The sequence below is a fragment of the Streptomyces sp. NPDC058701 genome, assembly GCF_042715295.1.
Classification (GTDB): domain Bacteria; phylum Actinomycetota; class Actinomycetes; order Streptomycetales; family Streptomycetaceae; genus Streptomyces.
This window is the reverse complement of the sequence record NZ_JBHXSY010000030.1, coordinates 53,925-79,396: the sequence shown is the minus strand read 5'-3', so window position 1 is coordinate 79,396 and position 25,472 is coordinate 53,925. Positions and strand designations below refer to the sequence as shown.

Below are 25,472 nucleotides of genomic sequence, written 5' to 3'. Positions count from 1 at the left end.
GCACAGGATCCATGGGGCGGTCGGGGGCGGTCAGGGGCGGGCTGCGCAGAGGCCCTCCAGGCGTGGCTCTCCGCGAGGGCAGCGGATCGGAAGGAGAGTACGGGACTGCCCAGCGGGGGACCCGGGGCGTGGAGCGGCCGTTCGCGCGGGCCCCGGGCGGTCGGAACGGGCGTCGTGCACCGGAATCGCGGCAACCTTTCCGCCCGCGGTGGCAACTGACAGGTGTACGCCCCACCATCATCCTCCCAAGGACAGTGAACGATGAAAACCACGCAGCCCAAGGCTCGGCACCGCAGGCGCAGACTCGGCCTGACGGTCGGCATCCCGTTGGCCACGGCCACCGCAGTGGGCATGTCGTACGGCGGAGCCCTCGGAGTGTTCGGCGAGGACGCCCGGCCGAAGGCCGCGGCCGCCACAACGGGCCCGGCCTGGGCCCGTGAGGTCGCGGACGGCTTCGCCTCGGTCAACGCGCTGGGACAGAAAGGCACCTACGGCGGCCGGGACGGCGCGATCGTCACCGTGAAGACCCTGGCCGACCTGGAGAAGTACGCGACCGCCCCGCAGCCGTACGTCATCGTCGTGGCGGGCACGATCACCATGAACCCCAAGGGCAAGGAGATCGCGGTCGCCTCTGACAAGACCATCGTCGGCGCGGGCACCTCGGGACACATCGTCGGCGGAGGGTTCTTCCTCGGCCAGGGCGTCCACAATGTGATCATCAGGAACCTGACGATCCGTGACTCCTACGCCGGCACGTGGAACGACAAGGACCACGACTGGGACGCCATCCAGATGGACGGCGCCCACCACGTGTGGATCGACCACAACAACCTGCGGAACATGGCCGACGGACTGATCGACAGCCGCAAGGACACCACATACGTGACGGTGTCCTGGAACCAGCTGAAGAACGAGAACAAGGCCTTCGGCATCGGCTGGACCGACCACGTCACCGCCGACATCACGATCCACCACAACTGGTTCCACGAAACCGAGCAGCGCAACCCGTCGACAGACAACGTGGCACACGCCCACCTCTACAACAACTTCCTGCAGGACGACCCGGACTCGTCCATCACCTCCTCCTACGGCAACTACGCGCGCGGCGGGACGAAGATGGTGCTGGAGAACAGCTACTTCGAGGGGATGAACAACCCGGTCATCAAGGACGGCACGGCCGCTCTCGTGCAGCGCGGCAATGTCTTCGTGGACACCACGGGCCGCAACGAGAGCGGTGGCACGGCCTTCGACCCCACGACCTACTACCGCTACACCCTCGACGCGGCCGCCGACGTCCCCTCGAAGGTGAAGTCCGGCGCCGGCCCCCGCCCTGCCATCGGCAGGGCGGCGACCACCCCCTCCGCTACGGCCGCGACAACCCTGACCGTGGCCAAGGACGGATCCGGTACGTACAGGACGGTCCAGGCCGCAGTGGACGCCGTACCCGTCGGCAATCCCTCCCGCGTCGTCATCTCGGTCAAGCCGGGCACGTACCGCGAGACGGTGGACGTTCCGGCGAGCAAGCCGCACATCACCATCCAGGGCTCGGGCGCGAGCCGCAAGGACACGGTGATCGTGTACGGCAACGCGGCCGGCACGCGGAAGCCGGACGGTTCGGGCACGTACGGCACACCGGGTAGCGCCACGGTCGCCGTCCGGTCGGACGACTCCCAGCTCCGCAACCTCAGCGTCTCCAACGACTTCGACGAGGCCGCGAACCAGTCCCTGAACGGCCACCAGGCGGTCGCCCTGCTCACGGCTGCGGACAGAATTGTGCTGGACGGCGTCATCGTCACCGGCGACCAGGACACCCTGGAAATGGAAACCGCGGCGCCGGACAAGCCCGGCCGCGTCTACGTCACCAACTCCTACGTCGTCGGCAACGTCGACTTCATCTTCGGCCGTGCCACCGCGGTGATCGACCAGTCGGTCATCACCCTCAAGAAGCGCTGGAACGGTACCTCGGCCGGCTACATCACCGCCCCGAGCACCCCGGCGGGCCGCAACGGCATCCTCATCAACCGCTCCACGGTCAACGGCGATGTGGCCGCGTCCTCCTTCCACCTCGGCCGGAACTGGCATCCCGGTGGCGACAAGACGACCGACCCCCAGGCCACCGTCCGCAACTCCCACCTCAGCGCCGCGATCAAGAGCACGCCCTGGGCCGACATGGGCGGCTTCGCCTGGAAGGACGACCGCTTCGCCGAGTACATGAACACCGGCCCGGGCGCCGGTCCAAAGAGCACCGAGCGGCCCCACCTGGCGGACGCCCAGGCCGCATCCCACGAAGTCTCGCATTGGCTGGGCGGCTGGACCCCGTAGATCGGCCGGGAGAAGGGGGCCGGGGGGTCGCGCAGCTCCCGGGCCCCGGATCCGCGGGCAGGGCCCGAGGCGGCTGCATCCGCCGTCACTGCGGGAGTTTCAGGACGCGGACCGGTGCCCAGAAACGCTCCAGCGCCCCCGGGGTCCTGCCTGTCGGCTCACAGCGTCACTAGTCATCGGGTGCGCTGCCCACCCACGCGCTCGGCCGGCCTCGGTGGTCCGTCCCCAATGCGGTTCCTCCAGCGAGGACTCGTGACCGTCGGGCAAGACGCAGATCCGCCGAGTTCCGCCGAGGTCCTGGACCGGGCTCGGTGGTGGAATACCGAGCATCGCCCCGCCGGCCTGGCTGCCCGGACCCTCTGGAGGCCTGGCAGGCCGACCTCACGCCGCCCTCGGACATCCCCGGGGCCGCCTCGTGGGGATTGGTGCTGGAGGGCGACGGCCGGGTCCGCTCGTCGAGCTGTTCTTGTGATGAGCGGTGAGCAGCTGGACCGGCTGCTCACCGATAGCTCCGGCACCTGAGGCGCCCCGTATCAGGAGGCCTTCGCGGAGCTCGCGCGTACGCACCGGGGCCGGTCCGCCGCCGAAATCCTTCCGCCGCTGGCGCGCTCCGCGGACACCCGCGCCGCGCCCTTGATCAGCCTGCTTCGGTCAAGGCTGCGCGCGCGGCGGCGAGGATCTCCTCGGAGAGCGGGGAGCCGTTGGTTGCCCGGGACAGGACCAGTGCTCCGAAGAGGGTGCAGAGGCGGGCGATGCCGTCCTGGTCGTCGGTGGCGAGGAAGTCGGCGAAGTCGGCCACCCCCTCGGTGTAGACGCGACGGGCCTCACGTCCCCCGCCTTCGCGCGCGATGTCGGAGGCGAGCGCGGCGACCGGACAGCCGTCCGCCGGGCCGTCCCGGTGCTCGACGGAGAGGTAGGTGTCGATCAGCACCTGCTGGGCGGCGTCGCGCCGCCCTTCATACCGCTCAAGTCCCTCGGTGTGGCGCCGGGCGAGCTCGGCGAAGGCGTGGGCGGTGGCCTCGTCGACGAGTGCCTCCTTGGAGGCGAACTGCTTGTAGAAGGCGCCGTGGGTCAGACCGGCCGCCTGCATCAGATCGGCGACGCTGACCTGCGTGCCCTGCTCCCGGAACAACCGGGAGGCGGTGTCCACCACCCGCCTGCGGTTTTCCTGCGCCTGCGCCTGCGATACGCGGCCCATGGCCACCTCCCGTTGGATGTCGACTGGCATCTATCGTAACTCCATGTTTAGATTGATGTCGTAATCTAATTCACCGGGTTGCCGTCGGCGCCCGTCAGGATCAGGAGCGGGCATGGAACTCAAGAACGCGGTCGCGGTCGTCACCGGCGCAAACCGGGGGCTCGGGCGGCACCTGGCAGCCCAGCTCGTCGAGCGTGGCGCGAAGGTGTACGGCGCGGCCCGGCGCCCCGAGGCGGTTGACGTGCCCGGCGTCATCCCGCTGCGGCTGGACGTCACGGACGAGGCGTCGATACAGGAGGCCGTCCGCGTGGCATCCGACGCGACACTGCTGATCAACAACGCGGGCATCTCCACCGGCGTGACGCTGATCGGAGGCGACGTGGCTGAGGTGCGCCGGGAGATGGAGACCAACTTCTTCGGCCCGCTCGCCGCGACCCGCGCGTTCGCTCCCGTCATCGAGGGCAACGGCGGCGGCGCCGTACTCAACGTCCTGTCCGCCCTGTCCTGGTTCCACCCGGCCGGCCTCGGCTCGTACGCGGCCTCCAAGGCCGCCGCCTGGGCGCTGAGCGATGCGACCCGTGAGGAGCTGGCACCGCGCGGGATCGCCGTCTCGGCGCTACACGTCGGTTACATGGACACCGACATGGCCGCCGGCGTGCCTGCCGATCAGAAGGTCGCCGCCCCCGACGTCGCGGCCCAGGCTCTGTCCGGCATCGAGACCGGCCTGCCCGAGATCCTCGCCGATGAGACCAGCCGGTACGTCAAGCAGAGCCTGTCCGCGGCACCCCAGTCGAACGCGGGCTGACGCTCACCCCTCCACCCCGGCGCGGCCGCCTCCCCACCCCCTCCGACTCGCCGAACTGGTAGCCGTCCGCGCTGTCGAGGACCGAAAAGTACGGCAGCCATTCGGGATGCGCCCGCCGCCGAGATACCCGCCCCCCCCAGAAACGCTTTGCTAGGAGTGCTCCGTGAAGGCCTTCGTACTCGAGAGGTACGGCTCCCCCTTGCGGGAGGTCGAGATGCCCGTACCGGTCCCCGCCCCCCAAGAGGTGCTCGTGCGCATGGTCGCGTCGGGCGTCAACCATGCCGACGAGCGGCTCCGCTCCGGCGAGTTCAAGGCAATCTTCCCGTTCCGGCTACCCAAAGTCATGGGCGGTGAGCTCTCCGGTGAGGTCGTTGAGGTCGGCTCCGCGGTACGAGACGTCGCCGTGGGTGACCACGTGTACGGCTATGTCGACCTGGCGGCCACGGGCACCTTCTCCGAGTTCGTCGCGGTCGACGCCGCCACGATGGCACCCGTGCCCCACTCGGTGAGCCGGGTCGAGGCCGCGGGGCTTCCCGTCGTAGCGCTCACGGCCTGGCAGGCCCTCGTCGACATGGGCAAGGTGAAGAACGGCCAGACCGTCCTCATCCACGGCGGGACCGGTGGCGTGGGATCGGTCGCGATCCAGCTCGCCAAGCACCTGGGCTGCACCGTCGCCACCACCGTCTCGACGGCGAACATCGCAGCCGCCCGGGAGCTTGGTGCCGACATCGTCATCGACTACCGCCACGACGACCTCGCACAAAGCCTCGCCGGCACGCCCGTCGACCTCGTCCTCGACACCCAGGGCGGAGCCACGCTGCAGGCTTCCCTCGGTGTGCTGCGCCCCGGCGGCACCGTCATCGGCATCACGGGCCCGCCCGACCCGGCCTTCGCGCGGCGCGTCGGCGTCAACCCCGTCGTCCGGCTCGCCATCCAGGCCCTGAGTGCCCGTACTCGCCGCCGGGCACGCGCGCTCGGGGTCACCTACCGCTTCCTGTTCATCACACCCGATAGCGCCGCGCTGCGCCAGGTCACCGGGCTGGTCGACGACGGGGTGCTGCGCCCGATCATCGACCGGGTGCTCCCATTCGACCAGACCCCGCGGGCTCTCGACGAGGCGCTCGCCGGCGGCACACGCGGCAAGGTCCTGGTCACCACCGACCCGAAGGCGGTGACCAACCGTGGCTGAGTCCAACGTCCGTCCCCGCCCGATCACGTGGGCCACGGCGCCCAACCGCCGCGTCGTCGTAGGTTCGAACACGCTCGTATACCGCGACCTCGGACCTGAGAACGGCGTCCCTCTGGTCCTGCTCACTCACCTGGGCGCCACGCTCGACGAGTGGGATCCCCGATTCGTCGACGCGCTCGCCCGCGATCGCCGCATCGTCGCGCTCGACCTCCCCGGGGTCGGCGGATCCACCGGCCGTGTCCCAGGCACCGTCGCCGCGATGGCGCGTGCGGCGGAGGGGTTCGTGGCCGCCCTGGGCCTGACCCAGATGGACCTGCTCGGATTCTCCCTCGGCGGCTTCGTCGCCCAGCAGGTGGCCCTCGATGCGCCGGGGCTCGTGCGCCGCCTCGTCCTGGCCGGAACCGGCCCCGCCGGGGGCACTGGCATCGACCGTCCGACAGGTGGAGCCTACGTCTACTGGGACATGGCTCGTGCCGCGATGGCCCGCACCGATGCCAAGGAGTTCCTGTTCTTTCCCCGCACTCCAGCGGGCAAGGCGGCAGCGGAGGTTTACCTCGCGCGCTTGCGCGAGCGCGTGATGGACCGTGACGCCCCCATTTCACTGTCGTCCTTTCACCGCCAGATCACCACCATCCGGGGCTGGGGCCGGGCTGAGCCGCAGGACCTCTCCCGCATCGGCGCCCCGACGCTCATCGCCAACGGCGACCACGACCGTATGGTCCCCACCGAGCTGTCCCACGACATGCACGCCCGCATTCCCGGTAGCACGCTGATCATCTACCCAGGGGCCGGACACGGCGGCGTCTTCCAGCACGTCGACGAGTTCGTCGACGCCGTGCGAGCCCACCTCCGCACCGACAGCTGACATCGGCTCCTCCGCCCGCACCCTCGGCTTGGTCGGCCTCGCCCTCCGCCGGGCCGGGGTGGACCTGTGCGACGGCGGCCACCCGTTTCCCCCGGTGATGTCGCCGCATCGCCGAGGGGCAGGGCCTCGTCGGGTGGGCTTACGGGACGGGGGGGTAGGTGACGGTGTTGCCGCCGCAGCCGGCCGTGATGTCGTACAGGCGGTCCTGTTCGTTCTGGTCGATGGCGAGCTGCTAGCGCGTTCCGCCGCTACTGGACGACGCCGGCCAAGAACTGGACACTCACGGCGATGGTGTGATCACCGTCGAGGAGTTCCGTCACTTCGTGCTTGTTTCTTAGGCGTCGGGCCACCAACCGACTTACACCTGATCGCTGACACGCCCTGGCTCACCGGGTGAGTACGTGGCCGTCGTGGGGGCGGTGGTCGCGGGAGCGGCGCAGGTCGGTGGTGACGTAGGTGCGTTGCAGCCAGCGGTCTGCTCCGTCGTAGCGGGGGTGGAAGGCGGTGCGGCCGTGGACGGTGACGCGGTTGTCGATGACGACCAGGTCGCCGGGTGTCAGGCGCAGGGTGCGGGCCGTCGCTTCGCAGGCGCGGCCGAATTCGGCCAGCGCCGCGGCGGCCCGGGGAGTGAGCGGGGTGGTGACGAGTTGCGCCATGCGTATGTCGGGATCCTCGACCGCTCCCGACAGCACCGGTCGGGGCCTGGCATCCGGCTTACCCGCGCCGGCCGCAGAGTTGAAGGAGGGGGGCGGTGTGGTGAGGAACTCCGGTGCGAACAAGACCTGACGGCCGGCTGGGCTGAGAAGCGGCAGCGCTTGGCGGATGCCGGCAACGCGCATGCCGGCGCGGCGGTCGTGGTCGGCGCGCAGGCACAGGAAGACCACATAGTCGGGTGGGTGGGGGTGGAAGCCGTTCTCGGTGTGGAAGGACAGCGGCACCGATCCGGCGTTGCCGTGGAAGGTCTCCTGTCCGGGGACGGGCACGACGTCCTGCACGAGGGCGCCGGATTTCTCAGCCAGGTAGGCGAGAGGCTCCCCGAGCCCGCAGGCGACCATGGTGAGTACCGCTGCCGGGATAGTGGCCTGGCGTTGGACCGAGCCGGGTACGGCGGGCGTCGGGGGCAGGGCCGCCTGGTCGAGGGGCAGGCCGCTGATCACCAGGGTGCCGTGCGGGCCGGAATGCCGTCGAAACCGCCGAACCTCGCGGCGCAGCAAGAGCGGGAGATCCTCCCAGGCGTCCCGGGCCCGTGCCACCCACTCCGGGCTGTCGAGCTGGTCGTGCCCGCCGGTGCACAGAGCGCGGGCCACCCGTTCGCACGCATCGGCATCGGCCGGAGTCAATTCCCGGTCGGCGAGGTCGGCGAGGTCGGCGAGGTCGGCGGGATGGGTGGTGTCGGGCGTGGTCTCGGGCATCGGGTTCTCCTGCGGGGGTGGGGCGGCGGCCGCGCGGACCTACTTGTGGCGCAGCCCGGCCACGGCGTCGGCGATGTAGTGGTCCCCGAATCGGATCAGGGGGGCGTACTGGGCCGCCCGGCGATGGCGCATGAGCCGTAGTTCGGCGACGGCGTTGTCGGGGCCTTCGGGTTTTTGAGCGAGGGAACGGTGCAGATGCACCATCGAGTACGCGAGGGTGACGTGCCGCTCGCCGTCGATGATGTCGGCTTCCAGGAGAGCACCCCGCGCCTCGGCCAGTTCCGGGGCGCGGGCCACCAGGTGCTCGTAGGAGTCGGGAACGACGGACAGCAGGTCATTCATCGACGCCCGGAACAGTTTGTATCCGCGGTGCTGGCGCCCGCTCAATGGGACGTCCACCGACGGAGGCGCCATGGTCTGGCGTATCGCCGCCATGTAGTAGTCGGCCGGGACCGTACTGGCGTGGGTCATGGCCGCCGGGAAGCCCCGCACGTACGTGGTCGCGTCTGCCAGCCGCAGCAGCGCGGCGTCGTTGTCGCTCTGCCGCAGACGGGCGGCGGCGTCGGCTACGGCGACCGCGGCGCAGACGTTGAACAGGACATGGACCTGATGGCCAATGAGCCACCGAGCGCTCCACACGTCCTCCGATGACGCCCTCGTACCTGGCTCCGGGACGTTCGCCGTAGGGTCGAGGTCACGGCTGCTGCCCGGCGTCGCGCCGGTGAGGTCGACCACCGCCTGGCGCATTCCCGCTAGCTCCAGTGCCAGGTCGCCGCCCGACAGCGGCGTCTCGCAGAGGTCTTGGAGAGCGCGGTGGATGACCAGGACGCCGTGCAGGGCGGCCTGCTGATCAGACAGTTCTTTCTCCCGGACCCGGAAATAGGACTGGCTGGTCGACTCGGCCTGCAGTGCCTCGCCCGCGACGGCCGGAGCCTGATCCGACAGAGCGGCTGCCAGTTCACGAGCAGCAGAGGCGGCGCGCCGCAGTGCGCCGGCCCGCTCGACAGGTCTGGCATGGGTCGCCACCCCGGCCAGCACACGCGCGGTCCGCTCCGCCTCGACCTCGACCCGGGAGCCCAGCGCCGGGGAGGGCCGCCCGCCTCGGGGCAGGCGAAAGACAGCGACAGCAGGATGACTGGCAAGCGGTGATAAGCCCATAGTCACAGTACTTGGCCATGAACACTTCACCCGAAACCTTGATCTACGCCATTCCTGGGCGGCGTAATGGAGCCAGGTCAACTGTGGCAAGCCGGGCAAACAGAATCCTCCTTGATGCTTCGGCCACAGCCCGGTGGTCGGGCCGCTGGTCGAGGGGGAGCGCGATGGGCGTACGGCGTGGGGCGTATGACGAGGGCCAGGCGGCGGGGTGTCTGCGGGTGCAGGTGGCGGCGTGGCGGTGGGCGGCCGGGCTGGTGCTGCCGGCCGACGCGGGCCGGGGGAGTGGTCTCGCGGGCGGTGGTGGAGGCGGCCGACCCGGAGGCGGTACGCGCCGTACTGCCTGGGCCGGTCGGCGCGGGGTGGGCCGCGGACCGGCTGACGAGGCCCTGGGCGTCCCGCTCCCGTGGCGGCGGCCGCGGGTGACCGCGTCCGCGGTCGGCCACCTCGTGCGCGCCGGCCTTCTGGTCCGCCTCGGCGGCGACACGGAGTTTCCGGAGGTCCACCCGGATCAGGTGGAGACGCTGGCCCGCCGCCGGGACCTGCCCGCCCTTCTGGACCACGACGTGCCCCTGGGCCCGGACCACGCCGCCGTACGCCTCGGCGTCCGCCGCAGCGACTTCGACCACGAGGTGGCGTCGCGGGTGGGTGTCCTCGGTGGGCACGGCCGCCGTCGACTACGGGCTGGCGGCCCGGGGGCAGGTCCCGTTGTACTGCGCCTTTCCTGTTGTATCGGCGTGTTGAAGGTGAGCCGATCCGACAGGGCGGCGTGATGAGTGGTCGCGTGTGGCCTGGTCTGGGTTCTCAGGGTCATGTCACGGCGCGACGTCCGAGTTCAGCTTCGCCGAGACCGCCCTGGCGCCGGTCGGCACGCGCCGGTTGTGTTCCTCCTCGGTGGGCCAGTGAATCTTTAGGCTCAAAACTCGCTGTTCGAATCCGACTGTTGACCCGTAGTAATGGCTTCGTGGCCTGACCGGCCGTCCGCGATCAAAAGGAGCCACGACCGATGACTCGTCTTCGCACCACAGGTATGGCCCTCGCCGGTGCCGCAGCGATGTTCGCTCTGACCGCCGTCCCGGCCCACGCTGCCCCTGGTGACGTCTCCACCTCCTGCGCGAGCGTTCTCACCCCGACCGGGTACGTAGACGTCAGCTGGGGGTACAGCAGCAGCTGCGGCACGCAGAGCTTCAGCCCGAACATCAAGCAGATAAAGCAGCTCACCGGGCTGCCCGTCGGCACCGTGGTCCAGGCCTGCGCCTCCACGTACCAGCCTGCGGGCTGGGTTCAGACCGGCTCGTACTACAGCAGCAGCTGCGTCTACTCGTCGAACCCCAGCTTCAACAACAACGCGTGGCAGCTCAAGCGCGTCTCCTGATCCGGGATCGCGGCATGGCTCCACATACGGGCGCCGTACGGATCGGCGGCCCGGTCCGGTCCGTAAAGCTCCAGGCGGCCACCGCGGTGCCCGTGGGCGCAAGCCGATGCACCCGTCCCGCCACAACTGCCAGGGGCTCCGTGCGGCGAATGCCAACACGCCGAACCTGGCAGGGAATCCGCGGCCGCCGTTGCGCTGCTGCCGCAGACCCGCCCCGCCGTCGACCGGCGACAGGTCCGCCGGACCGGCCCCAGCCGCCGCTCCCCGCTCCCCGCTCGCCGCTCGCCGCTCCCCGCTCGCCGCGCTGCAGCCGGCCGCCCCCGCCGACGACACGGCGTTCCTCGCGGAGGTCGCGCGGATCACCCGGGTGGGCCGCGCCGCGGTCACCGTATGGCGCCGGACCCTGCCCGGCTTCCCCGACCCGGTCGCAGGCACCGACGTGGGAACCCTCCGGGCCCGTTCCTGCGGTACGGCGACACACCCTGACGCCCCGCGTCCGCGCGATCGTGCGCCTGGTGCCGCTATCCGTTCATCTGACCCCGGGCGTATTAGCCAGCCGCCGCGGCCGCGGCCCGCCCTGCGTCGCGCCTCCGGCCTTCGGCCTGCCCGTTTCGTGCCCGCCCAGTTCCACCCTGGTCGCCCTTCCCCCACTGCGTTCGGTCGGCTGCGGCCGTCCCGCGTGCATCTCACCCGGCCTTGACGAGCTGCACATCGGTGCCGACGGAGGCATAGTCGTGGCCTGCGACGTGCGGCACCTCGCGTTCATCGACGCACCGGCCTGAACGGCCTGATCGCTTTCTCCGCCCGCCTCGACCAACCATGTTCTTCGCCTACAACTGGCAGCCCCAACCGCAGCGTCTCCTGGACCTCGTCGACGTTTGTACCCGCCCGCAGGCCCCACGGCCGACCACGCTGGACCCGGCTGCTACGCCGCTCCCTGCACGACGGCACCACTACATCTCGACACGCGCCGACCCGGGCCGGGACCATGCTGCGCTCAGGGGCCGGGCCCGCGTCGGTAAGCAGCGTCACGACGATCGCGACCATCCTGTCGCCCCCAGGGGTGGGCGGGCGGCGCACGAAACCCCCTTGACGCGGGGGATGTTGGCACTCTGGTGTGTCCACCATCGCTTGGGTACCGTGCATCCGTTGCCATCGTCGTGCATGGCACTCACGATCAGGGGGATCTTCATGCGCTTCGAGAAGAGCATCGCCTCCCTTGCCGTTTCGGGAGCAACTGCGGTAGCTGTCATCGGTATGTCCAGCCCTGCCCAGGCCGGCTCTTCCCTGTGTCTCACGAAAGCGGTCTCCAGTTCGACTCCCGGCCTCTCCATGCAGACCTGTGGTCACGGACTGATGAATCAGGCAAACGGCCAAGTAACCGTGTTCATGACCAACGCGAACCCGAATGTGCAGCACTATGTGCGCGACATCTCGCTCACCTACGGCCCCGGTAGCTCTGGAGCGGGCTACGGCGGCTGGACCTGCGTCGTGATGAAGTGGATGAAGAACGGCGACTCATTCAAGTGCACCACCGTCTCGAATGCGGTCAATCAGACCTACGGATCTTGGTGGTCAGCTCAGTCCACGGTCGATTACTGGAATTCCTCTCTCGCCGGTTATCGAGAGACCAATGACAAGGTATCCATCTATGTCGATGGCTACTACAACTAAGGGCTGTTCCGTAATCCCTGGCGGGTCAGCGCACGGCGTCAGATGCGGTGCATCGCAAGGCGGAGGGGCGCGGGCCCTCATGCTGGGCGTATGAGGGCCTTCCGACAACGCGGCGAGGTGCCGGAGCTGGCGTCGCGCGCCCGCCGGGGACTACGGGACAGCCCTTAGGCTCGGGGCAGCCAGCCGGCGGCGAAGTCGGCTTGTCGCGTCCGCGCTGGGACCGGTCCTCAAGAGGTCGGCGAAAGTCCGCCACCGCGTACCGCCGAGACGGCCGACAACCAGGCCGTGCCTGCCGCTTTCGCGCTCGCCGAGCACCTCACCGGTATCCGCGTCACCCCGGCCCTCCTCCAGGACAAACCTCCATCTGCGGCACCGCCGAGTCCGCTGAAGGTGTTCGATGCGTTTCGGTCGCGGACCGGGTCTCGACGCGGGCAGGGTCGAGGCCGTGTCTCAGGATGGGGATGAGGGTGCGGGTTTCGATGAGGAGTCCGCCGCCGAGCAGGGGGTGGGACGAGTCGTTCGGGTCGGCGAAGGGGGTGTCGAGGTAGGCGAGACCGTCCAGGCGCGGCCAGGTCGGATCCACGACATCTCCCGCGGGAGTGGAAGCCCACCCGTGGGAAGCATGAACAGTGCCATGGCCATCGACCGGCGTCGAACGGAAACCCTCCACGTAGACCAGCTCCCCGCCGGACACTTCCTTGCAGGCTGCCGTCGCGTTGGAGAAGCAGAACCCGCGATACCGCGGGGAGGGCGAGGCGGGCAGGCAAGCGGGGGTGAACAGCCGGCCGACGTCGAGAAGCAGGTGACAGACCGAGGCGTAGAGCCAACCCTCCGCAGCCTGGCGCCCTGTGGCGCTGGTCTCCTCAGCGTGGGCGCGCACATATGCGATCAGCTCCTCCTCGGCCGGGCTGACCGACATCACCACGTTCCCGGAGCCCGCCTCCGTCCACCGCACGCCTCCGTCCCCCGCACGGCAGCCTGGGCCGCTTCCTCTTCCCGCATTGCTTCCTCCCTGCCTCGTTCCCTGAACATTCGCGCCGGTTCCTTAGGGGCGTCAGCGGCGCAGGACGCTTACGACGCGTTCCCTGCCGATGACGCTGGCCCCACGGAAGGTCGCGCACGGATCGCCCAGATTGGACTGCGGTCATGCAATCGCTCGGTGAGTGGAAGATGCCCCACCAGCTCGTCCAGCTCGCAGCCGCCGCGGAATGCCTGGGCACGGCGCCGCTGGCCGTGCGGGTGGACGCTCTGCGCTATCGGGGGCTCCACCGCAGTAGCTCCGGCATTTGCTGCGGCAGTCGACTGGCGAGCCGTCAGGCGATGGAAGAAGGTGATAGTGCCTCAGGGGCTGCTCCTTTCAGGGATGGCAACGCCTACCCGAGATCCACCGCCCGACCGGCAACGGCGAAGCCGTCAGCTCTTCAGCAGCCTGTCTGCCTCGTTGACGAGGTCGGCGAGGTACGAGCCCGCCGTCGGTGACTCCTGAGCCAGGGCTGCCGACTGGCCGGCCCATAGGTTCACGTACTCGGGCCGGCCCTGCGTCCCCGCAGCCCGGCGGATCGGCTGCATCAGGGCGTTCTGTACGGGATACGGCGGTACGTGGTCCTCGTGGGCTGCCATGTCGCGGACGAAGCTGTTCGGGATGCCCCGGGCTGTGCGGCCCGAGAACAGACGGGTCAGGACCGTCGTTCGGGCCCCAGGGGTGCCGAGCGTCTCCTTATGGACCGCGCTCGCTCCCGACTCCTGGCAGGCGAGGAAGCCGGTGCCGATCTGGACCGCGTCCGCGCCGAGAGCGAGGGCTGCGGTGACACCGCGGCCGTCGGCGATCCCGCCCGCGGCGACCACCGGCACCGTGACCGCATCCGCCACCTGCGGGACCAGCGAGAACGTGCCCACCAGGGACTCCCGCACGGGGCGCAGGAAGGCTCCCCGGTGGCCGCCCGCGTCGCTGCCGGAGGCGACGATCGCGTCCACGCCCGAGGCCTCAAGAGCGATGGCCTCGTCGACGGTCGTCGCCGTACCGATCAGCGCGATGCCGAGCCGCCGGGCCTCCTCGACCAGACGTCGGGGCGGCAGCCCCATCACGAGGCTGATGACCGGCGGGGCGGCGGCGAGCAGGGCATCCACCTGCGCGTCGAAGTCCGGCCACGCGGCCACGTCGGCGGCGGTGGGGGCGGGGACGCCGAGTTCCTCGTAGTACGGCCGCAGTCGCGCCACATGAGTGGCCAGGTCCGTCTCGGACGGCTGGAGTTCGGATTCACCATCGAGCGGAACCCACAGGTTCACCGCGAACGGCCGGTCCGTGCCCGCTTTCAGCCGTGCTACCAGATCCCCGATCTCCTCCGGGAGGAGGATGTGGGCCCCGTACGAGCCGAGCCCGCCGCCCTCCGACACCGACACGGCCAGCTCGACGGAGGAGAGTCCGCCGCCGAACGGCCCTTGGATGATAGGCAGTTCGATGCCGAGGAGCTCGCCAAGACGTCCCGGCCTCATCCGGTCACCGCCGAGGCGAGCTCGGCATCGCGACCCAGGGCCTGGCGAAGCGCGGCCCGTGCAACGCGCTCTCCCAGGTGCCGGGCCGTGCGCAGGTCGGCCGTGCCGGGTGCCTGCTCCGGACCGAGGTCGGAGGGCGACTGTGCCATGGCGCCGACGAAGCCGCCGAGCCGGTTGAGGTCCTGAGGGCTGCCTCCGGAGGAGTAGATCCAGCCGGGCGTCAGGCCCAGCGGCACCCAGGTCATGCCGTGCTGGGCAGCGAACACGGTCATCGACAGCAGGGCGTTGTCCTTGTTGCCGTTGACCCCGGCGGAGTTGGTGAAGCCGGCTGCGAGCTTGTCCTGCCAGCCCCGCTCGGCCCAGACCGGCGCGCTCGCCTCCGCGAAGTGCTGGAAGACCGCAGAGGTTGAGCCCATGTAGGTGGGGGAACCGAAGACGATCGCCTCGGCCGCGCCGAGGGCGGTCCACAGGCTCTCGTCGAGGACCGACACGTCCCGGAGATCGGCGCGGACTCCGGGCACGGAGTCCGCGCCCTCGGCGACGGCGGCGGCCTGACGGGCGGTGTGCCCGTACCCGCTGTGATGGGCGATGGCGACGGTGATCGGGGGTACAGCCATGGGGAGGCCTCCTGGAGCGCGGCGAGCCGGTTGCCTGCCGACTTTCCAACACTAGACGACCGGTCAACTAAAAATCCACTCCCGGAACCTCCGGATAGTTGACCGCCCGTATAGTGGCCGTTATGGGACGCACCAGCACGGCACGCACACGGCTCCTTGCAGCCACCGGCGAACTCATGCGCAGCCACGGCTACAACAGTCTCGGCATCGCCGAGATCTGCGCCCATGCCGACGTGAAGAAGGGCAGCTTCTACCACTTCTTCGAGTCCAAGCAGGCCCTCACCGTCGAGGTCGTCGACGCCTACTGGCAGGGCGAGCGAAGCTGCTGGGTCGGGGAGCTGTCCGTCCCCGCGCCCGCCCTCGACCGGCTGCGGCGGCTGCTCGACGCCATGGCTGCTGTCCAGCGGCGGATGAAAGAAGACTCCGGCACGGTCGACGGCTGCCTCCTGGGCAACCTCGCCCTGGAGCTAAGCGCCCGGGAACCGGACATCCAGGCCCGTCTGAAGGAGATCTTCGACGAACAGATCCAACTGGTCGCCGCCGTTCTCACGGACGCGGCAGCCGAGGGCGCAATCCCGACAGACCGGGCTTCGATGCCGACCGCCCGGGCCCTCGTCGCCCAGCTGGAGGGCATGGTTCTCTTCGCCAAGCTCAACAACGACCCCGCAGTGCTCGACGACCTCTGGCCTCACACACTGATGCTGCTCGGTGCCTGACTTGGGCGCTGTCACTGGGAGTTCTCCGCCAGGTTGTTGATCCCCTTGTAGGAGCGGCGCTCCACCGAGGGCATCACCTCACGGTGGAGCACCGTAAAAGGCGAGCATTGGGACATGCCCCGGCGCCACCGCACGCATCCCCTCCAAAGACCATGCTGGCGCGCCCCGGCCCCGGGCCTGCAACGGAGCAGGTTCATGCGTCCTCCACGGCAGATCGGGCGGCCTCGCTGTCCGCGGCCCGGGGTCCCGGGACAGAGGCCGCGGGCGAGCTTGAGGCGGGCGTCCATGACGCGGTTCACCTCACCGTAGGGCCGGACGTGGGACCTGGACAGCGGGGTCAGGCCACGCCGGTCGGCGGGCGTGAGGAGGCCTGCCCACTCCGGTTCGCCGAGGATGTCCTGGAGCATCAGGGTGTTCACGTAGACCAGGGCCGATCGCAGAATGTGCAGACACAGTACGAAACATCTCCTGTTCGTCACGCCGGTCAAGCACGTCTTCGACGTAGTCCTCGTAGTTGTCGTCCGCATCGCTCTTTCCCGAGCACGCGAACGCCTCCCACACCTCCAAGACGTTCTGCAGACCAGCCACCGAAGAGCTGACCAGCCCGTACTGCTGTTCCCCATCGCCTTCATGGCCGCGGGCCATCCACACTTCACCGCTGTCGATCAGCAGCCAGTGCGTGTTGACGCCGTCCTCGAACGCACCGAGGAACGCAGCCCGACCCGGCGGAAGGTCGCGGACATCCAGCTTCCGACCCGAGTCCCGCACGAGGTCGGCGATCCGCCGCATCGGCAGGCCCGGTAAGTAGGCGACTGGGCAGCCCATGTCCCTCGCGACTGCCAGGGGCAGGGCGCCGATCGAGGCCGGCTGGTCCACCACGACCAGCACCGTTCCGTGCTTGGCCTGCAACTTCGCGAACAGCTCGCGGAGTTTGGGCTCGGTGTTGGACAGGCGTTTGTCGAAGGCCTTCTTCCCCGCCGGGGTCACAGCGGTGGCGTGGTGTTCGCCCTTGCCGACGTCCAGGCCGGAGGTAGACGTCGATGTCGCCGGTGTCGATCACGTGCGTGCTCCGGTCGTGCTTCTACCCGGCCTCACCCACGGCACCGATCGCCACATCCACATTACGAAGAACCTCCCGACCTGCGACAAGTCGGGGGTCAAGCCCCTAATCAGCGGTCAGTCAGTGCCTCCGGGCCCGGTGACACCACCCCCCCCGGATCATGGTCAACAAGGGGGGAAGTCATGCCGGGCCCGAAGGCCGGGAGCCCCATTGCGGAGCCACCCAAGAAGGTAATGGGGGAGGCGGCCTTCTTGGGTGCGGGGGCGGGGCGGTCTCCCGTGGGGCGCGGGACTATCGGGCGACTGCGGGCGTGGGCTCGTAGACCGAGACGCGGCGCAGGCTGGAGGAGGTGAACTCTCCGGCCTCCGCCTAATGGACCGCTGGGAAGACTGGACCAAGCACCCGTGCGCCGGGCGAGATCTGACGTCCCTCGGGCCTGGGAGTGTGTACGAAGGCCGCATCCATCTCCCCCAGCCGGTCCGCGATCCGGGGCGGTAGGACCTGCCGAAGTTTCAGCAGCGCCGACAGCGCGGCCTGTTCGCTGCCCAAGACGCCGCTGAGCGCGGCCTCTCGCAGCGAGACGGCCACAGCAAGCGCCTCCTCGTCGTAGGAACGCCGAGAACAACTGGACCGCTGTCAGGACCACCCGCACTTCCTGCATCAGTTCCAGCCACAGCCGGTCCGCGCGTTCGTCGCAGGTCTCGATCCGTTCCCCACGTTCGACGCGCGCGCGATCACGAGGCCCTCCGGGCGTGCATCCGCGCGGTATCCGCGCGGTTCTCGGTTCTTCTTCCTGCCGCTACCCGCAGAGGGGACCGTCAAGCGCGGTCGTGCCGGCCTTGGCCGAGGGCATCGAAGCCGTCCTGTGTGCCGGCCCGGCGCCCTCTGCGGCGACGGTCTCCGGTCTCCGGACGGCTCATGGGCCGTGGCCGCCGCGGTTCTCCCAGGACCCGCCGGCTGTGGCAGCGCCAGCGTCGAGGAGATCGACCATCCGATCGAGGACCCGTCTGGGGTCTTGCCACGGCGTCGCGCGAATCTCCGGGTTGTCGGACGTCTCGCCGTGGCGAGTCCTCGGTTCTCTCGGCTCGCGCGGTTCCATCGGTGCCACCGTTCCTTGCTGATCCTGCCGGCCCTCCCGGTGGCGGCCACTCGCACGGGCAGGCCGGGGCATGTGCACGATCAGTGGGCGTCTTCCCACATACCGACCGCCCATGCCGCGGTGAGCCGTGGTGGGCACCAGCGGGCCTCCCCGTCCGGGCAGGCCTGGGCGGACTGCCGAGGAGGCACGGCGGCGGGACCCCCCGCTCGTGCATGCCCCGCACGTACCTGCCCCCGCGCGGAGGTCTGCCCCTCGGCGTGGGAACCCGATCGTAAGTGGTCGTATGGCCGGCCCGGCCCCGGGCAGGCGCACCGTATGACCGTCTTCGTCGGCACGTCGGGATGGCAGTACCGGGACTGGTCGGGCGTCTTCTACCCGCCGGACCGGCCGCAGCGGCTCTGGCTGGAGGAGTACACGCAGCACTTTCCCACGGTGGAGGTCAACAATGCCTTCTACCGGCTGCCCACGCCCGAGACGTTCGCGCAGTGGAGGGCCCGCACCCCGCCCGGATTCGTCATGGCCGTCAAGGCGAGCCGCTTCCTGACCCATGTCAAACGGCTGCGTGAGCCTGCGGAACCGGTGCGACGGCTCATGACACACGCCGCTTCCCTGGGTGACCGACTGGGCCCGATCCTCCTCCAGCTACCACCGACGCTGCGGGCCGATGCGGCCGCCCTGGACACCTGCCTGGCGTGCTTTCCCGCCGGCGCGCGCATCGCCGTCGAGCCGCGCCACGTGTCGTGGTGGACCGACGAGGTACGCACGGTGCTGGTGGACCGCGGCGCAGCCCTGTGCTGGGCCGACCGCGGTTCCCGGCCCCTCAACCCGCTGTGGCGGACGGCGGACTGGGCCTACGTTCGCTTCCACGAGGGCCGCGCCAGGCCCTGGCCCCGCTACGGGCCCACGGCTCTGCGCAGTTGGGCGGACCGCATCGCGGACGCGTGGCCCCGGGACGCGGATGTCTACGCCTACTTCAACAACGACCCCGGTGGTGCCGCCGTCATTGATGCGCGGGTCTTCAACCGTCTGGTGGCACGCCGGGTGCGCGGGTGACCGTCGGGGCCGGGGCGGCCCCGGGCAGACGGGGACGGCCGCCGGCCCCCGTGTCAGTGCCGTGGTGGCAGAAAATGGAGCGTGACGTCGTACAGCCGCCCGTGCGCAACAGTGAGCGTCATGAACGAACAGAAGGGCTGGCGCCTTCGGTCGGTGGGCGAGCCCGGATTGAGCAGGCGCAGTCGCCCCGACGTGGTGTCCCACGGGATGTGGCTGTGGCCGAAGACCAGGACGTCCAGCTCCGGAAACCGTTCGGCGCAGCGCCGCTCTCGGCCGGCGGCCGCTCCCGTCTCGTGCACGACCCCGAAGCGCACTCCTTCCAGCTCGGCGTAGGCGACCTCCGGAAGTCTGCGGCGCAGTCCGGGACCGTCGTTGTTGCCGTACACGCCGATCAGCTGGCGGGACCTGGATTCCAGTAGGTCGAGCGTGGCCTCATCGATCCAGTCCCCGGCGTGGATGACGGTGTCGGCGTCGTCGACGGCGGCCATGAGGTCGTCCGGCAGCGACGAGGCGCGGGTGGGGAGGTGGGTGTCCGAGGTCAGCAGGAGCCGCATGCGTTCCACGGTAAGGACCGCCGCCGGTGTCCGCAGCGGCGGACGCGGCCCGTTCGCCAGCCGCAGCCGAACTGCTCCGGGCGCACAGGGCTCCGGCGCGCCGCCGCCCGCCGACCTCCTCAACGTCGAACGGCCCCGGTTCGTGACCGCCATGGCGACGCGGCGTCACATTTCTGCCGCGCTGGTCGTCTCCGCCGCATCCCGCGTGGCGCTTCCCCGGCGATGGGGCCCTGCCCGGACGCCCATCGCCGGGACATCCCGCCGCTCCCGGCCGCGGGGCGCGGTCAAAGGCGGTCGTGTGCCGCGGGGCGGCCAGGGTCCCGTGCAGCTCGAAGTGGGCCCGCGTGGCGGCGAGGTTCTCGGCGAAGCCGGCGTCGGCGGACACCATTCTCCCCGTGCCCGCGGGGCCCGGCGTCAAGCCGGTCTCGGCGGGAACGGGCCGTCCGCGACCCGGCCGCCGCCGATTCGGCGCCATCGCGAGCGGCGAGGCCGCCGCCATCGCCGTGACCGCCCGTGCCTGTAAATGTGCCGGCCGGATCGGTGCAGGCTGGCGCGCGAGCCCGGCGGCCCGCGGGTGCCCGCTGTTCCGCCGACCCCCTACCCGCACCCCACCCTCTCCGTACGCGATACGTACGCTTCATATACGGAATATGTAAGTTTCACGTAGTCGGGCGGCCCTTACGGCACCCCCGTCCGGACCCCGTGTGCTGCCCTCCGCTACCGCGCCCACGCCGCCCCGAGTTCGGCGAGTGCGGTCAGCTGCGCCCGGTCGAGCTTGTCGCGGTGGGCCTTCAGATTCCTGTACCAGATCCCAGTACGGTGCTCGGCGCCGTCGGGCAGCACCTCGACCGCAGAGCGCGCGGGCAGGCCGCCGCTTCCCGCGCGACGTACTGCGTGAGGGCTGCCAGGCCCCGTTGGAAGGCCTGCTGTGCCTTGGACGGCCCCTTCACCCCGCCGCCCGCGCCCGCGGCCCGCGTCCGCGGCCGGTGCGGGGGCCGGGGGGAGCGGGTGTCACGCCGAGCGCGGTGAGCCGCTCGCGCTGCTCGGCCGACAGCTGGAGCTGTTGGAGCTGGATGGAGCGCAGCACGGGTTCGCTGTCCATGAGGATCCCGGTTACGCCGATCCGCAGACGCAGCTCAGGCAGGCCCAGGTCATCGACCGGGTGACGGGGTTCTTGACCGTTTGGGCGGTCAGGTTAGGCGGTCAGGACGGTGAGTGCCTGACGCAGTTCGCGAAATGCTAGGGCGTCAGGAGTCGTTGGGCCGCCCCGGTCGGTACTCGTTCGCCCTCGAGAGCGGACTCACTGGGCCGCACCGCCTCACCGCACTCCGGCGGGGCGCCGGGCGTGGGGGCGGAGCTGGGCGGCGGTGCGGCGCCCGGCCCCCGCTCAGGGGCCGCGCTTTACCGCGCACCTGGCCGGCGCGCTGGCCGCCGCGGGCGAGCCCGACCAGGCCGCCACCACCAGCCTGACCGCGCTCCGCCTCTCCCCCTTTTCAAGGCCCGCATGTTCACCGAGTCGATCGCGCAGCGGGACCAGTCGAGCTCGCCGCGGGCGCCGAGTTCGTCGAGGACCAGGCGGTGGAGCTTGGCCCACACTCGGGGGGCCTTGCTCCATTCGGAGAACCGTCGGTGGGCTGTCGCTCCGGACGGGCCGAAGGATGCCGTGCGCAGCTGCTGCCAGGCGTAACCCGACGTCGCGACGAACACGATCGCGGCCAGTACTCCACGGTCGCCGTGCCGGCGCCGGCCACCGCCTTGGGGACGCGACGGCGCCTCCGGCACCACCCGCTGGAACAGCACCCACAACTCGTCCGGCACCAGCCGCTCAACGATCCCCATTATGACCGTCAGCCTACCCGCGATGCCCAAATGAGATGACGTCTTACGTGGCGGCTGTCAGGCCTTGTTTGGCGGCGGAGGCGATGTGGTGGCGGGTTATCCGAGCGCACTCGTGCCAGAACGGCACGGCCGTCAGGTAGGCGCCCAGTACGGAGAGGATGCCGATGGAGACGTCTACGCTCAGGCGCCCTTGTCTGGTCCAGTAAACGTCTTGCAGATCGAGAAGCAGGGCGAATTCGTCGGCGATGAGTGCGGTTCCTGCGCCGTAGGCGGTGGCGACCGCGGGGTGGCCTGCGGCACGTTCGTCGCCACGCACGGCGACAAGGCCGACGCCGGCGAGGGTAGCGATGCCGATGTTGTAGTGGTGCAGGTGCCTGCCTCCGGCGGAGATGTTCCCCCAGGGCAGCCAGCCGCCGCGAATGCCGTGGGTGATGATTCGCACGGTTCCCCATGTGACGCCGAAGGCGATCCACGTCACGATCAGTGACCTTTTCGTGGGCGTGAGGTGCTGATCGGCCGATTGGCGCCAGCGCGCAATGAGGCGTGTCTGGGGCTGGCCCCCCTGCGGGAAGGTGTCAGTGATCACGAGCGTGGCTCCTCTCGGGGTGGGAGTGAACGATCTCCCGCGTTCTGCCGAACGGCCTTACCTGTGCGGAACACAAGACGGCGCTGCCGCGGCGACGACGTCCATGCAACCGCGGCAGTACTCCTCGCAGTTCCGGCACGTCCTCCCGGCAGCGGAGCAGCCTGCTTGGTCAGCGTCCGACGGCACAGGGTGTTGCCCTTGCGGTCTACGGCGTGCCACAGGATCCGGGCACCGGCTTCCACGTGTTGGGCGTACATCCTGTACATCGGTCACCTCGCACTCGGGACGCTGTACCGGTCCAGTTCAACAGAAGGCGATGGCGTACAATCCAGCCACTTAAACGCCCCAAACGGATGAATTGTGTGGCCGGGGTAGTCCGCTCGGACATTGGAGACTCGCGGAGGCCTGGGAAATGCGCGTTCGGTCTCTGTGGCAGCACGTAAATGAGGCAGTGATTTGAGAGCTACGTGCCTCATCGATGATTTCCCCGCCTACACGATGGCCGGGCCGCCGAGAGGCTCGGCACCACCCAGGGCTTCCTCCGTGCGATCGGAGAGGCGCGCCTGATCACTCCGCTCCGCCGGCAGTCACCGGCGCTACTGCCGCCATCAGCTACGGATCGAGGCCCGCGCTCGCGCCCGCGAACTCCTCGGCCTCGGGACCCCGCTCGAGGCGGCCTGCCGGATCGAACAGGGCCAGCGCATCAATGCCGGACACCGTCGTGCCGTCGGTCCGGTGGTCTCGCCGGCCGCGGCCTGGGGCGGTACGCGCCCGTCGGGCACCTGGGGGTCCCCTGCGCGTACGCCGTTGAGTGCGGCGTATGGGTCGTTTCACGTGGTGATGGGGTGTACTGGCGTGTAGCGTCGGTCCAAGCTGTCGTGGTTCGGAAGTTCCCTTTTGCCCACGCTTTCGGCGTGGGTGTTTTGCTGTGCTGTGCCGCAGGAACCAGGACGGTCACCTCCGCCTTCCGCGCGTTGCGGGAGGCGTTCGTCGGCTGGAAGGCATGGATATGGCTACGGGAACTGTGAAGTGGTTCAACGCGGAGAAGGGCTTCGGCTTCATCGCCCAGGACGGCGGTGGCCCGGACGTCTTCGCCCACTACTCCGCGATCAACTCCTCGGGCTTCCGTGAGCTCCAGGAAGGCCAGACCGTGACGTTCGACGTCGCTCAGGGCCAGAAGGGCCCCCAGGCCGAGAACATCAGCCTGGCATGACCGGACCCGCGGCATGACCGGACCCGCAAGCACTGCAACGGCCCTGCCCTCCCCGGGGAGCCTGTAGGACCGAGCCGAGCCGCATGGTGGAAACCTGTCCGGCGCGCCCGCGGGAGATTGACACGCATGCGATGAGGGCCGCGCACCTGCGCGCGGCCCTCATCCCGCGTTCGGCCGACCCGCGCACGCGGCGAAGGCAACGCGCAGGGGCGTTGGCGTTCTGGAAGACGTGGACGCGGCCCGGGTGCGCAGCTCTTTTGAGCCGGCCATCGGGGTAACAGGCGCAGGTGCTGAACATGGCCGACGCTGAAACTCACGAGCGGGCTACCAACGGGCCGGAGGGCACCAGCACCGAGACGCGCTGACCCCTGCCGGCCGTCTCCGGCAGAGCGGTCCCTGGCACGACCGTGCTGGGGGCCTCGTTCGTTCAGGGGGCGTTCAGGGCAGGAAGTTCTTCTGCCACTTTCAGCGAGTTCATGCTGAGCGCGTCGCCGCGCCCGCCCAGGGGGCGGGCCACTGGCGGTGACGGGGCGTGGGGGCGGGAACCGTCCGGCATGACGACCGGGACCCTGCCGCCCGGCCGCCCCGGCCGTTGGCGGCCCCGGTTGAGCGTCGGCCCTCCTGTGGGTACGCGACGGGCCAACGGCGCCCCGGCAGCATGAAGTCCTGGTCCCGAGGGCGAACCAGGACCTTTGACGGCACGGGCAACCGGGAGGTTTGGACGCGGCTCCGATGCCGGGCGGGAATCGGAGCCGCGGACGGCACGGGCCCGACGTGGGGGGCAGGTCCAGGCTGGTGCATGCGTCGCCGTCTCAACGTCCCACACGCCTGCGAGACACGTTCGGCGTCAAAACGGAGCGCCTCGGCGCGTTCGGCCTCCACGTCGGCGGAGATCACCTGCGGCCCCTGGCCGTCCACGTGCTCCCGGGCGCCGTCCATATGGCCTGCCTGCGTCGCCCGTGGGCACGGCCACCTTTAATCCAGTGAACGGACACGGCCGGGCGGGAGGACCCTGGAGGCATGGCCAGGATTGTGCGAGAAGCGGCGCAGCTTCTGCGGTTGCGCGCGGCCGAGGTCACGCAGTTCCCGGACGGGCGTTGCCGGACATCGTGAGGTGCCCTACTCGGCTTCCGCTGGTTTCTGCAGGTTCGTCCGTCCCGCGTCACGTGTTCTGCCGTGTTCGGCTTTGCGGAGGCGGGGTCCGGTTATGCCGGTCTTTGGCCTGTGGGGCGTCGTGGGGGAGTGGGGCGGGTGCGGTGGCGTGGCTTGGTCTGGAGTGGTGGGCGGGTGAGGGTGATCTGTCGGACGAGTTGCTGGAAGCAGGTGAGGGAGGCGAGGGCCGGGAGCGCGGCGGCTGCCACGTCGACGGGTGTGTGAGATGAGACTGACAACCAGCTCCTGGGTCCGGCGCGCCCAGCGCCACTACCTAACCAGCCGCAGCGCACAGCCCTGTACAGGTAGGCCTCCGCTCATCCTCCGGGGAGGCCTACCTCACGACGAGATCCAGTGGGGCAGCCAGTTCAGCCAGGCCGCGGGGAGAAAGATTCCGCAGCAGCCTGTCTCGCGCACGAAAACCGGGCTTCACGCCCAACTCCGCTGACAGGCCCACCCGCCTGCTACCGGCGGGCGCAGGTCCAAGCCCCCATACCCTGCACCGCGGCCAGCCTTCTGGCCGTCGCGATCTGCTCCGGCTTCGTGGCCAAGTCGGCCCGGGCGGCGTACCGGCGACCACCCGCCGCCCTCCAGGTCGGCTGGGTGAACTGCAGACCGCCGTAGTGCCCATTGCCTGTGTTGGCACGCCAGTTGCCACCCGACTCGCATCGGGCGATCGCATCCCAGTCGACACGAGGTTTCGTGGAGGGGGCAGCCGCATGGGCGCTGGAACCGGTCAGTAGTGCGGCTTGGCTCAGGAGCACTGCGCAGAGCAGTGCCAAGATGGTGCTTCCGGTTCGCTGGCTGTCCTGGAAACGAGACATCAGTCCTCCTTCGCTGTCCGGCAGACCAGCCCCGGGGCCCGGCCGGTCCCGCCTACGGCCGACGGGCCGTGCAGGCAGCACACCACGCTTCCAAGCTGACCCCGGCTCATCTCAGCAGGCGAACGGGCGACATCACCCGTACGGCGCCCGTGCCAGCCGGGATACAGCCCGTCCCAAGGCGGGCTGGGCACCGGCAGGCACTCGTGGGCTCCGCGACTGGTGATCTGCATCGCCGTAGTTGATCAGCTCCCAGACCGCCCGCGTACGGTGC

The 25,472-nt window shown here is 70.0% G+C and carries 20 protein-coding genes and 6 pseudogenes; 11 read left to right on the top strand and 15 right to left on the bottom strand.

The window, feature by feature from the left end:
- Window positions 1-261 precede the first annotated feature (261 nt).
- Window positions 262-2,322 (top strand): pectinesterase family protein, encoded by a 2,061-nt coding sequence (locus tag ACFWW8_RS27205; RefSeq protein ID WP_386532177.1) that lies wholly within the window; start codon window positions 262-264, stop codon window positions 2,320-2,322.
- Window positions 2,323-2,959: 637 nt separating this feature from the next.
- Here the strand turns inward: ACFWW8_RS27205 and ACFWW8_RS27200 are convergent.
- Window positions 2,960-3,520, bottom strand: a complete 561-nt coding sequence (locus ACFWW8_RS27200; protein WP_386532219.1) for a TetR/AcrR family transcriptional regulator — start codon at window positions 3,518-3,520, stop codon at window positions 2,960-2,962.
- Window positions 3,521-3,632: 112 nt separating this feature from the next.
- On the opposite strand from ACFWW8_RS27200, the gene ACFWW8_RS27195 reads away from it, so the two are divergent.
- From ACFWW8_RS27195 to ACFWW8_RS27185, 3 genes are all read left to right on the top strand, one after another.
- Complete coding sequence (locus ACFWW8_RS27195) at window positions 3,633-4,325, top strand: SDR family oxidoreductase (protein ID WP_386532175.1); 693 nt, start codon at window positions 3,633-3,635, stop codon at window positions 4,323-4,325.
- Between the two features lie 163 nt (window positions 4,326-4,488).
- Window positions 4,489-5,514, top strand: coding sequence for an NADP-dependent oxidoreductase (locus ACFWW8_RS27190; protein ID WP_386532172.1), 1,026 nt, complete (start codon window positions 4,489-4,491; stop codon window positions 5,512-5,514).
- A complete protein-coding gene (locus ACFWW8_RS27185) occupies window positions 5,507-6,379 on the top strand; it encodes an alpha/beta fold hydrolase (protein WP_386532169.1) in 873 nt (290 codons plus the stop codon). The genes ACFWW8_RS27190 and ACFWW8_RS27185 overlap by 8 nt, the downstream gene beginning before the upstream one ends.
- Window positions 6,380-6,765: 386 nt before the next feature.
- Here the strand turns inward: ACFWW8_RS27185 and ACFWW8_RS27180 are convergent, their stop codons facing one another.
- Together ACFWW8_RS27180 and ACFWW8_RS27175 are read right to left on the bottom strand one after the other, a co-directional pair.
- A complete protein-coding gene (locus ACFWW8_RS27180; protein ID WP_386532166.1) occupies window positions 6,766-7,791 on the bottom strand; it encodes a TauD/TfdA family dioxygenase in 1,026 nt (341 codons plus the stop codon).
- A 39-nt stretch (window positions 7,792-7,830) separates the two neighbouring features.
- A complete protein-coding gene (locus ACFWW8_RS27175; RefSeq protein ID WP_386532163.1) occupies window positions 7,831-8,817 on the bottom strand; it encodes a hypothetical protein in 987 nt (328 codons plus the stop codon).
- 551 nt (window positions 8,818-9,368) lie between these two features.
- On the opposite strand from ACFWW8_RS27175, the gene ACFWW8_RS27170 reads away from it, so the two are divergent.
- The 3 genes from ACFWW8_RS27170 (at window position 9,369) to ACFWW8_RS27160 (ending at window position 11,995) form a co-directional block, all read left to right on the top strand.
- A complete protein-coding gene (locus ACFWW8_RS27170) occupies window positions 9,369-9,719 on the top strand; it encodes a hypothetical protein (protein WP_386532161.1) in 351 nt (116 codons plus the stop codon).
- A gap of 233 nt (window positions 9,720-9,952) precedes the next feature.
- Window positions 9,953-10,321: a hypothetical protein gene (locus tag ACFWW8_RS27165; protein WP_383806670.1), complete on the top strand. Its 369-nt coding sequence runs from the start codon at window positions 9,953-9,955 to the stop codon at window positions 10,319-10,321.
- Window positions 10,322-11,485: 1,164 nt separating this feature from the next.
- The gene (locus tag ACFWW8_RS27160; protein WP_386532159.1) at window positions 11,486-11,995 is read left to right on the top strand and encodes a hypothetical protein; all 510 of its coding nucleotides are present in this window, start codon (window positions 11,486-11,488) and stop codon (window positions 11,993-11,995) included.
- Between the two features lie 331 nt (window positions 11,996-12,326).
- On the opposite strand, the gene ACFWW8_RS27155 is transcribed toward ACFWW8_RS27160, so the two are convergent.
- From ACFWW8_RS27155 to ACFWW8_RS27145, 3 genes are all read right to left on the bottom strand, one after another.
- Window positions 12,327-12,920, bottom strand: coding sequence for a hypothetical protein (locus ACFWW8_RS27155; protein ID WP_386532221.1), 594 nt, complete (start codon window positions 12,918-12,920; stop codon window positions 12,327-12,329).
- Window positions 12,921-13,408: 488 nt separating this feature from the next.
- The gene (locus ACFWW8_RS27150; RefSeq protein WP_386532156.1) at window positions 13,409-14,488 is read right to left on the bottom strand and encodes an NAD(P)H-dependent flavin oxidoreductase; all 1,080 of its coding nucleotides are present in this window, start codon (window positions 14,486-14,488) and stop codon (window positions 13,409-13,411) included.
- Entirely contained in the window at window positions 14,485-15,105 is a 621-nt protein-coding gene (locus ACFWW8_RS27145) for a flavodoxin family protein (protein ID WP_386532153.1), read from the bottom strand. Before ACFWW8_RS27145 ends, ACFWW8_RS27150 begins: the two co-directional genes overlap by 4 nt.
- Window positions 15,106-15,227: 122 nt before the next feature.
- Here ACFWW8_RS27145 and ACFWW8_RS27140 point away from each other — a divergent pair, with 122 nt between their 5' ends.
- A complete protein-coding gene (locus ACFWW8_RS27140; protein ID WP_386532150.1) occupies window positions 15,228-15,821 on the top strand; it encodes a TetR/AcrR family transcriptional regulator in 594 nt (197 codons plus the stop codon).
- Between the two features lie 359 nt (window positions 15,822-16,180).
- Here ACFWW8_RS27140 and ACFWW8_RS27135 read toward each other — a convergent pair.
- The 4 pseudogenes from ACFWW8_RS27135 to ACFWW8_RS27120 form a co-directional block, all read right to left on the bottom strand.
- A pseudogene (locus tag ACFWW8_RS27135) lies at window positions 16,181-16,228 on the bottom strand (hypothetical protein); the annotation flags it as partial.
- A gap of 325 nt (window positions 16,229-16,553) precedes the next feature.
- Window positions 16,554-16,881, bottom strand: a pseudogene (locus ACFWW8_RS27130) (IS110 family transposase); the annotation flags it as partial.
- A 408-nt stretch (window positions 16,882-17,289) separates the two neighbouring features.
- Window positions 17,290-17,487: pseudogene (locus tag ACFWW8_RS27125) on the bottom strand (transcriptional regulator); the annotation flags it as partial.
- A 13-nt stretch (window positions 17,488-17,500) separates the two neighbouring features.
- Window positions 17,501-17,587: pseudogene (locus ACFWW8_RS27120) on the bottom strand (DUF6328 family protein); the annotation flags it as partial.
- 708 nt (window positions 17,588-18,295) lie between these two features.
- Here ACFWW8_RS27120 and ACFWW8_RS27115 point away from each other — a divergent pair.
- Window positions 18,296-19,033, top strand: a complete 738-nt coding sequence (locus ACFWW8_RS27115) for a DUF72 domain-containing protein (protein WP_386532148.1) — start codon at window positions 18,296-18,298, stop codon at window positions 19,031-19,033.
- A gap of 53 nt (window positions 19,034-19,086) precedes the next feature.
- On the opposite strand, the gene ACFWW8_RS27110 is transcribed toward ACFWW8_RS27115, so the two are convergent.
- The 4 genes and pseudogenes from ACFWW8_RS27110 to ACFWW8_RS27095 all read right to left on the bottom strand — a co-directional run bounded on the left by ACFWW8_RS27110 (window position 19,087) and on the right by ACFWW8_RS27095 (window position 22,012).
- A complete protein-coding gene (locus ACFWW8_RS27110) occupies window positions 19,087-19,587 on the bottom strand; it encodes a metallophosphoesterase family protein (RefSeq protein WP_386532146.1) in 501 nt (166 codons plus the stop codon).
- Between the two features lie 946 nt (window positions 19,588-20,533).
- Complete coding sequence (locus tag ACFWW8_RS27105; protein WP_386532143.1) at window positions 20,534-20,689, bottom strand: hypothetical protein; 156 nt, start codon at window positions 20,687-20,689, stop codon at window positions 20,534-20,536.
- 389 nt (window positions 20,690-21,078) lie between these two features.
- Window positions 21,079-21,426 (bottom strand): annotated as a pseudogene (locus ACFWW8_RS27100) (transposase); the annotation flags it as partial.
- A 43-nt stretch (window positions 21,427-21,469) separates the two neighbouring features.
- The gene (locus ACFWW8_RS27095) at window positions 21,470-22,012 is read right to left on the bottom strand and encodes a hypothetical protein (RefSeq protein WP_386532141.1); all 543 of its coding nucleotides are present in this window, start codon (window positions 22,010-22,012) and stop codon (window positions 21,470-21,472) included.
- Window positions 22,013-22,468: 456 nt separating this feature from the next.
- Here ACFWW8_RS27095 and ACFWW8_RS27090 point away from each other — a divergent pair.
- Window positions 22,469-22,765: pseudogene (locus ACFWW8_RS27090) on the top strand (MerR family transcriptional regulator); the annotation flags it as partial.
- Window positions 22,766-23,021: 256 nt separating this feature from the next.
- Complete coding sequence (locus ACFWW8_RS27085; protein WP_386532138.1) at window positions 23,022-23,225, top strand: cold-shock protein; 204 nt, start codon at window positions 23,022-23,024, stop codon at window positions 23,223-23,225.
- Window positions 23,226-24,841: 1,616 nt separating this feature from the next.
- Here the strand turns inward: ACFWW8_RS27085 and ACFWW8_RS27080 are convergent.
- A complete protein-coding gene (locus tag ACFWW8_RS27080; RefSeq protein WP_386532136.1) occupies window positions 24,842-25,201 on the bottom strand; it encodes a transglycosylase family protein in 360 nt (119 codons plus the stop codon).
- Window positions 25,202-25,472 lie beyond the last annotated feature (271 nt).

Coding starts and splice junctions, on each gene's coding strand:
- ACFWW8_RS27205 (WP_386532177.1), top strand. CDS start 262: ATGAAAACCACGCAGCCCAAGGCTCGGCACCGCAGGCGCAGACTCGGC.
- ACFWW8_RS27200 (WP_386532219.1), bottom strand. CDS start 3,520: ATGGGCCGCGTATCGCAGGCGCAGGCGCAGGAAAACCGCAGGCGGGTG.
- ACFWW8_RS27195 (WP_386532175.1), top strand. CDS start 3,633: ATGGAACTCAAGAACGCGGTCGCGGTCGTCACCGGCGCAAACCGGGGG.
- ACFWW8_RS27180 (WP_386532166.1), bottom strand. CDS start 7,791: ATGCCCGAGACCACGCCCGACACCACCCATCCCGCCGACCTCGCCGAC.
- ACFWW8_RS27165 (WP_383806670.1), top strand. CDS start 9,953: ATGACTCGTCTTCGCACCACAGGTATGGCCCTCGCCGGTGCCGCAGCG.
- ACFWW8_RS27160 (WP_386532159.1), top strand. CDS start 11,486: ATGGCACTCACGATCAGGGGGATCTTCATGCGCTTCGAGAAGAGCATC.
- ACFWW8_RS27150 (WP_386532156.1), bottom strand. CDS start 14,488: ATGAGGCCGGGACGTCTTGGCGAGCTCCTCGGCATCGAACTGCCTATC.
- ACFWW8_RS27145 (WP_386532153.1), bottom strand. CDS start 15,105: ATGGCTGTACCCCCGATCACCGTCGCCATCGCCCATCACAGCGGGTAC.
- ACFWW8_RS27140 (WP_386532150.1), top strand. CDS start 15,228: ATGGGACGCACCAGCACGGCACGCACACGGCTCCTTGCAGCCACCGGC.
- ACFWW8_RS27115 (WP_386532148.1), top strand. CDS start 18,296: ATGACCGTCTTCGTCGGCACGTCGGGATGGCAGTACCGGGACTGGTCG.
- ACFWW8_RS27110 (WP_386532146.1), bottom strand. CDS start 19,587: ATGCGGCTCCTGCTGACCTCGGACACCCACCTCCCCACCCGCGCCTCG.
- ACFWW8_RS27105 (WP_386532143.1), bottom strand. CDS start 20,689: ATGGACAGCGAACCCGTGCTGCGCTCCATCCAGCTCCAACAGCTCCAG.
- ACFWW8_RS27085 (WP_386532138.1), top strand. CDS start 23,022: ATGGCTACGGGAACTGTGAAGTGGTTCAACGCGGAGAAGGGCTTCGGC.
- ACFWW8_RS27080 (WP_386532136.1), bottom strand. CDS start 25,201: ATGTCTCGTTTCCAGGACAGCCAGCGAACCGGAAGCACCATCTTGGCA.